Origin of the sequence: Shewanella sp. FJAT-52076 (genome assembly GCF_019457455.1) — a bacterium.
GTDB lineage: Bacteria > Pseudomonadota > Gammaproteobacteria > Enterobacterales > Shewanellaceae > Shewanella > Shewanella zhangzhouensis.
This window is the reverse complement of sequence record NZ_CP080415.1, coordinates 401,376-407,500: the sequence shown is the minus strand read 5'-3', so window position 1 is coordinate 407,500 and position 6,125 is coordinate 401,376. Positions and strand designations below refer to the sequence as shown.

The 6,125-nt window shown below is 54.4% G+C and carries 6 protein-coding genes (1 of these 6 only partly in view); 1 reads left to right on the top strand and 5 read right to left on the bottom strand.

Annotated features, from left to right (window positions below; all coding sequences use genetic code 11):
* Nucleotides 1-1,148: the 5' end (the start) of a preprotein translocase subunit SecA gene (gene secA / locus K0H79_RS01840; protein ID WP_220077114.1), read on the bottom strand. Its footprint begins 1,579 nt before the window's first position; 1,148 of the gene's 2,727 nt are visible here — the first part of the coding sequence; the start codon lies at nucleotides 1,146-1,148; its stop codon lies off the left edge, out of view.
* Between the two features lie 57 nt (nucleotides 1,149-1,205).
* Nucleotides 1,206-2,105 carry a M23 family metallopeptidase gene (locus tag K0H79_RS01835; RefSeq protein ID WP_203325794.1) on the bottom strand — a complete coding sequence of 300 codons (900 nt, stop codon included), beginning with the start codon at nucleotides 2,103-2,105 and terminating at the stop codon, nucleotides 1,206-1,208.
* Between the two features lie 27 nt (nucleotides 2,106-2,132).
* Between K0H79_RS01835 and K0H79_RS01830 the strand changes: the two genes are divergently transcribed.
* Complete coding sequence (locus K0H79_RS01830; RefSeq protein WP_011758481.1) at nucleotides 2,133-2,585, top strand: DUF721 domain-containing protein; 453 nt, start codon at nucleotides 2,133-2,135, stop codon at nucleotides 2,583-2,585.
* Nucleotides 2,586-2,601: 16 nt separating this feature from the next.
* On the opposite strand, the gene lpxC is transcribed toward K0H79_RS01830, so the two are convergent.
* The 3 genes from lpxC to ftsA form a co-directional block, all read right to left on the bottom strand.
* Complete coding sequence (lpxC, locus tag K0H79_RS01825; protein WP_220066477.1) at nucleotides 2,602-3,522, bottom strand: UDP-3-O-acyl-N-acetylglucosamine deacetylase; 921 nt, start codon at nucleotides 3,520-3,522, stop codon at nucleotides 2,602-2,604.
* 154 nt (nucleotides 3,523-3,676) lie between these two features.
* Nucleotides 3,677-4,861: a cell division protein FtsZ gene (gene ftsZ / locus K0H79_RS01820; protein WP_220066476.1), complete on the bottom strand. Its 1,185-nt coding sequence runs from the start codon at nucleotides 4,859-4,861 to the stop codon at nucleotides 3,677-3,679.
* A 28-nt stretch (nucleotides 4,862-4,889) separates the two neighbouring features.
* Nucleotides 4,890-6,125: a cell division protein FtsA gene (ftsA, locus tag K0H79_RS01815; protein WP_011758478.1), complete on the bottom strand. Its 1,236-nt coding sequence runs from the start codon at nucleotides 6,123-6,125 to the stop codon at nucleotides 4,890-4,892.

Genomic DNA, 6,125 nt, shown 5'->3' with positions numbered 1-6,125 from the left:
AAACGGAAGTAGTTCTGGAAGGTAATGGAGGCAAGCGTCTGGTTTTCGTTCTGAATGCGTACGCCTTCTTTGGCTTCAACCGCCTGGTGCAGACCTTCAGACCAGCGACGGCCCGGCATGGTACGACCGGTGTGCTCATCCACGATGACCACTTCATTATTTTGCACCACATAGTCCACGTCCTTTTCGAACAGGGTATGGGCACGCAGGGCCGCGTTAACATGGTGCAACAAAGAAATGTTGGCAGCTGAATACAGGGAGTCACCTTCGGCAAGCAGGCCAGCTTCGGTCAGCAGTTGCTCAACCTTTTCCTGACCGCGCTCGGTCATGTGTACCTGACGGGCCTTCTCATCGATGGAGTAGTCACCCTCACCCACGAACTCTTCGCTGTCTTCCTTTTCCTGACGGATAAGGCTTGGGATCAGTTTATTGACCCGCATGTAAAGTTCAGAGCTGTCTTCAGCGGCGCCGGAGATGATCAGTGGCGTACGGGCTTCATCGATAAGAATGGAGTCCACTTCGTCAATCAGGGCATAGTGAAGTGGACGCTGGACGCGATCGTTTGGCGAAAACGCCATGTTGTCGCGCAGGTAGTCGAAACCAAATTCGTTGTTGGTGCCGTAAGTGATATCGGCATCGTAGGCAGCCTTTTTGTCGGCGTGGCTCAAACCTGCCACGTTGACACCTACAGACATACCGAGGAATTCAAACAGAGGACGGTTGTTCTCTGCGTCACGGCGAGCCAGGTAGTCGTTCACCGTGATCACGTGCACCCCTTTACCGGTCAGGGCATTGAGGTAAGCTGGCAGTGTGGCGGTCAGGGTTTTACCTTCACCGGTGCGCATCTCGGCGATGCGGTTACTGTCCAGCACCATACCGCCCATCAGCTGCACGTCGAAGTGGCGCATCTCAAATACGCGCTTGGATGCTTCACGCACAGTGGCAAAGGCTTCAGCCATCAGCTCATTGAGAGCTTCGCCCTTTTCGAGGCGGGCCTTGAACTCGGCCGTTTTGGCCTTGAGTTCCTCATCGGAAAGCTTCTCGTATTCCGCTTCCAATGCGTTAATTTTTACTACGACCTTGCCCAGTTGTTTCAGGGTGCGGTCGTTACGGCTACCAAAAATTTTTGTCAGTAAATTACCAAACATCTGATTACTTATCTCAATGAAGGCCAAGTCCCTGGACGAGTCTCACAGCCAAAGTTGTTAACCTGCCTTGCGGTAGACATATTTCTGTGGGTCAATCTGCTGACCCGACCGCAACACTTCGTAGTGAACATGGGGACCGGTAGAACGGCCGGTACTGCCCATGGTGGCAATTTTTTCACCCTTGGCGACTACATCACCTACAGCTACTGACAAAGTTTTATTGTGACCGTAGCGGGTACGCAGACCATTGCCATGATCTACTTCCACCAGTTGGCCATAACCGAACATGTCTCCGGCCCATGTCACTACACCACCTGCGGTGGCGATAACATCGGCCCCCTCTGTGCCGGCGAAGTCAATGCCTTTATGCATGGTTCTTCGGCCGGTGAAAGGGTCATTGCGTAAACCGTAGGGCGACGAGAGATAGCCTTTGCTGACAGGGCGCCCTGATACATAACGTTCTTCATCTATATGGAGATTGGCTGCCACGGTTTCAAGTAGTGCCAGCTGAGCGTCATTGTTATCAATTCTGAGTGCTAGCTTATTCATGTCTTCAATAAGCTGGTTGAGTTCGATAGCTGAGCCGAGATCGCTCGAGCCACCCACGCCGGCTTCGGCGGAGAAGTCGAATTGATCTTCAAGCTTGTAATTTTGAGCAACCTGCTGACCCAGAGCTTCCAGGCGAGTAATCTTCGCCTGCATGCGGCCTACGTAGGCGGTCAGAGTTGCGAGTTGGGATTCGGTCGCATTTTTCAGCTCAAGCACTTCGCGCTTTTGGCTTTCACGCGCTTGGCGTTCATTGTCGACACTGGCCTGCTGACTTTCAAAACGGGCACTGTTGTGCTGATACAGACCTGCGCCTGTGGCCAGCAACAATACCGGAAGCAGCAACCATCGTTTACCGGGCTGCCAACGGGTTACACCGCTGCGGCCTTGAATAAAAACTGTTACACTCATAGCTTCAATCAGCCATCTTCTTATTGAATGAAAAAGTTACCTCAGGACCTCGCTGCGCTCATGCACACGACCGGCACTCTGCCGGATATCGCCGAAAAGGCGGAGCTGCTCAACAATCTGGATCAAGTCGTGAAACAGATGGTATCAGGTCCGGTCGCGGAGCAACTCAAGGTAGCCAATCTCCGCCACGGTACTCTCGTTATAGAAACGGCAACGGCCGCATGGGCCGCCCGCATCAACTTTCAAAAGCCTATGCTACTGAAACAACTGCAGGCCGAAACGCTCCCAATGCTCACCGCTATTGACGTTAAAGTCAACCCGGCGCTGGCACACTATCGGCCAAAAGCCACAGTGAACACCAATCAACTCAGTGAAACAGCAGCGGCACATCTCGAAGCGCTGGCAGAACATACCGAAGGCAGTCTGGGCCAGAAACTGAAACGGCTGGCTGCATTGGCCAGCCGTCACAGGCAGTCATGAAGTTAACTTATCATGCTCAGGCAAACACTGCATTGCCGGGCATGGCAAAACTGACAGGTGCGTCAGCTTCTTTATCAAAGCTCACCAATTCCCAGGCATCCTGAGCGGCAAGCACTGCCCTGACCAATTGGTTGTTCAGGGCATGGCCGGTCTTATAGGCACAAAACTCACCTATGATGGCATGACCGGCGACATAGAGATCGCCAAATGCATCCAGGATCTTGTGCTTAACGAACTCGTCCTCATAACGCAGGCCATCGGGGTTGAGGACACGGTATTCATCAAGCACCACGGCATTTTCCATGCTGCCACCCAGCGCCAGATTGTTGGCACGCAGATACTCAATATCACGCATAAACCCGAAAGTACGGGCACGGCTGATATCTTTCACAAAGGCAGTAGAGGAAAAGTCCATCACCATATGCTGTTGGCTGCGGGCAATCTCAGGGTGATTAAAGTCAATGGCAAAGTTGACTCTGAAGCCCTGGAACGGACGGATTTCCGCCCACTTGTCGCCGTCTTCCACACGTACGGTGCGCTTGATACGCAGATATTTTTTAGGCGCTGACTGCTCCTGAATACCGGCACTCTGCAGCAGGAATACGAAGGGGCTGGCGCTGCCATCCATAATCGGGATTTCGGGCGCGTCCACTTCGATAACGGCATTATCAATGCCGAGACCTGCCAGGGCGGCAAACAGGTGCTCGATAGTCGAAATGCGAACACCTTCATCATTTACCAGAGCGGTACACATGGTCGTTTCCCGAACCATATTCGCCAAGGCTGGGATGGCCACGGCGGGGTTCAGGTCGGTACGCATCAGTACTATCCCTGTATTGATTGGCGCGGGTTTAATGGTAAGCGTGACCTTATTACCGGAGTGCAATCCAACACCGGTGGTCTTAACCATTTCTTTAACTGTTCTTTGAAAAATCATTCAGTTACCCGTTTTGCATTCAACAAATCTCTGTCACTCAGGCAGTCGAAAACGACAGCCAAGAGTGCGGCTGGTCAGACATGCTACCACAAGTCAGGCATTTCACAAAAAATAAGCTACTTTGCCACTTTGCTGTCTGTACCGGTTTTTTTACTCAGTCAGCCTGCTTGCGCAGAAAAGCCGGAATATCCAGGTAATCAAGCTCGTTCTTCGGTGCAGTCGCTACCTGAGGTGCAGCTGATGGTACAGCATTACCTTTGGGTGCGGCTGGCTGAGTCTGATATACAGGCTCTTCCGCTACAAAGGTTTCAACCTTTGGCTCAACAACCACTGGCTCCGGACGAGGCTGAACCTTGGGTACCAGCTGGATGTCAGGCTTCTTATCGGCGCCGATACCGGTGGCAACCACGGTCACACGCAGCTCATCGCTCATCTCTGGGTCGATAACGGCACCCACGACCACAGTCGCGTTGTCTGACGCGTAGGCCTTCACGTGGTTACCCACGGTTTCGAACTCTTCGATGGTCATGTCCATACCGGCGGTGATGTTCACCAGCACGCCACGGGCACCGGCGAGGTCGATGTCTTCCAGCAATGGGCTGGCGACAGCGGCTTCAGCAGCTTCTTCGGCGCGGTCTTCACCACGGGCAACACCGGTACCCATCATGGCATTACCCATTTCAGACATAACGGTTTTCACGTCGGCGAAGTCGACGTTAATCAAACCTGGACGGGTGATAAGCTCGGCAATACCCTGCACAGCGCCCAAGAGCACATTGTTGGCAGCCGCGAAGGCATCCAGCAGTGATGTACCACGGCCCAATACCTTGAGCAGCTTCTCGTTGGGGATGGTGATGAGGGAGTCAACGTGCTTGGCAAGCTCAGCAATACCCTGTTCGGCATAGGCCATACGCTTTTTGCCTTCGAAGGGGAATGGCTTGGTCACCACGGCTACAGTGAGAATGCCTTCTTCGCGGGCCACTTCGGCCACCACTGGCGCAGCACCGGTACCTGTACCACCGCCCATACCGGCAGCGATAAAGATCATGTCCGAGCCCTTGATTGCAGCGCGGATGCTTTCTTTATCTTCCTCGGCGGCAGCACGGCCTACCTCAGGATTGGCACCGGCACCCAGGCCCTTGGTCACATCACGACCCAGTTGGATCGTTTGACCCGCAGCTGACTTGCGCAGCGCCTGTGCGTCAGTGTTGGTTGCCACGAACTCAACACCTTCAATATTGTGCTTAACCATATGTTCAACGGCGTTGCCACCGCCGCCACCGACGCCGATGACTTTAATCACCGCCTCGTCAGAATGAGTATCCATGATCTCAAACATGGTCTGAATCTCCGTTTGCCTGCGTTAGTTAAAATTCACCCTTAAACCAGCTCTGGACCCGATTCCAGACACTGGTGACCCCTTGACGCTGCGGGCGCTCGTATTGCCGCTCAAGCACCCGACGCGCGCCATAGTGAAGCAGCCCCACCCCGGTGGAGTAAATGGGCTGATCCACATATTCGTATAAACCTTTGACCGGCATGGGCGACGCCACCCTTACCGGCATGCCGAACACAGCTTCCGCCACATCGACAGCACCTTCGATTGAAGCGGTACCGCCGGTGAGCACTATGCCTGCGGCAATCTGATCTTCCAGTCTTGCGCTGCGAAGCTCTTTAAGTACCAGCTCGAACAGCTCCTGATATCTTGGCTCCACCACTTCAGCCAGGGTATGGCGAGACATGGTGCGCGACGGACGGCCCCCCACAGAGGGCACTTCGATGCTGTCTTCGCGGCTGACCATGGCACTGCGCGCACTGGCGTATTGCACCTTGATTTGCTCGGCATGTGACAGCGGCGTCCTGAAAATTTTGGCGATATCGTTGGTCACCTGGTTACCGGCCACAGGCACCACGGCGCAGTGACGCAGGGCGCCGTTGGTGTAGACGGTAATGTCTGTGGTACCACCGCCGATATCCACCAGGCACACGCCCAGGTCTTTTTCATCATTGGTCAGCACTGCATCGGCCGAGGCGATACCGGAAAACACCAGATCATCCACCTTAAGACCACAGCGCTCGACGCTCTTGGTAATGTTTTTGGCCATGTCGTTGGCGCAGGTGACGATATGCACCTTGGCCTCCATACGCATGCCGGACATGCCGATGGGGCTGCGGATCCCTTCCTGCACGTCGATGGCGTATTCCTGCGGCAACACGTGCAGGATGCGGCGCTCCGTGGGGATCTTCACCGAGCGGGCCGTGTGGATGACGTTGTCCACGTCTTCCTGAGTCACTTCTTCATCGTTGATGGACACCATGCCGCGCTCGTTCTGGCAGGCGATGTGCTTGCCGGAAATCGACATATACACAGACGACACCTGACAATCGGCCATCAGTTCGGCCTGATCCAGGGCCCGCTGCACACTGCGCACGATAGAGTCGAGGTCGTTCACCCCACCCTTGTCCATGCCCCTGGAGGGATGGTTGCCAAGACCCACAATGCTGATCTCTCCGTCAGGCATGACTTCGCCGATGATCGCAGCGACCTTGGCGGTACCTATGTCCAATCCGACTATCAGATTTCTATCCTGGTTCTTGGTCAT

Coding starts and splice junctions, on each gene's coding strand:
- lpxC (WP_220066477.1), bottom strand. CDS start 3,522: ATGATTTTTCAAAGAACAGTTAAAGAAATGGTTAAGACCACCGGTGTT.
- ftsZ (WP_220066476.1), bottom strand. CDS start 4,861: ATGTTTGAGATCATGGATACTCATTCTGACGAGGCGGTGATTAAAGTC.
- K0H79_RS01830 (WP_011758481.1), top strand. CDS start 2,133: ATGAAAAAGTTACCTCAGGACCTCGCTGCGCTCATGCACACGACCGGC.
- K0H79_RS01835 (WP_203325794.1), bottom strand. CDS start 2,105: ATGAGTGTAACAGTTTTTATTCAAGGCCGCAGCGGTGTAACCCGTTGG.
- ftsA (WP_011758478.1), bottom strand. CDS start 6,125: ATGACCAAGAACCAGGATAGAAATCTGATAGTCGGATTGGACATAGGT.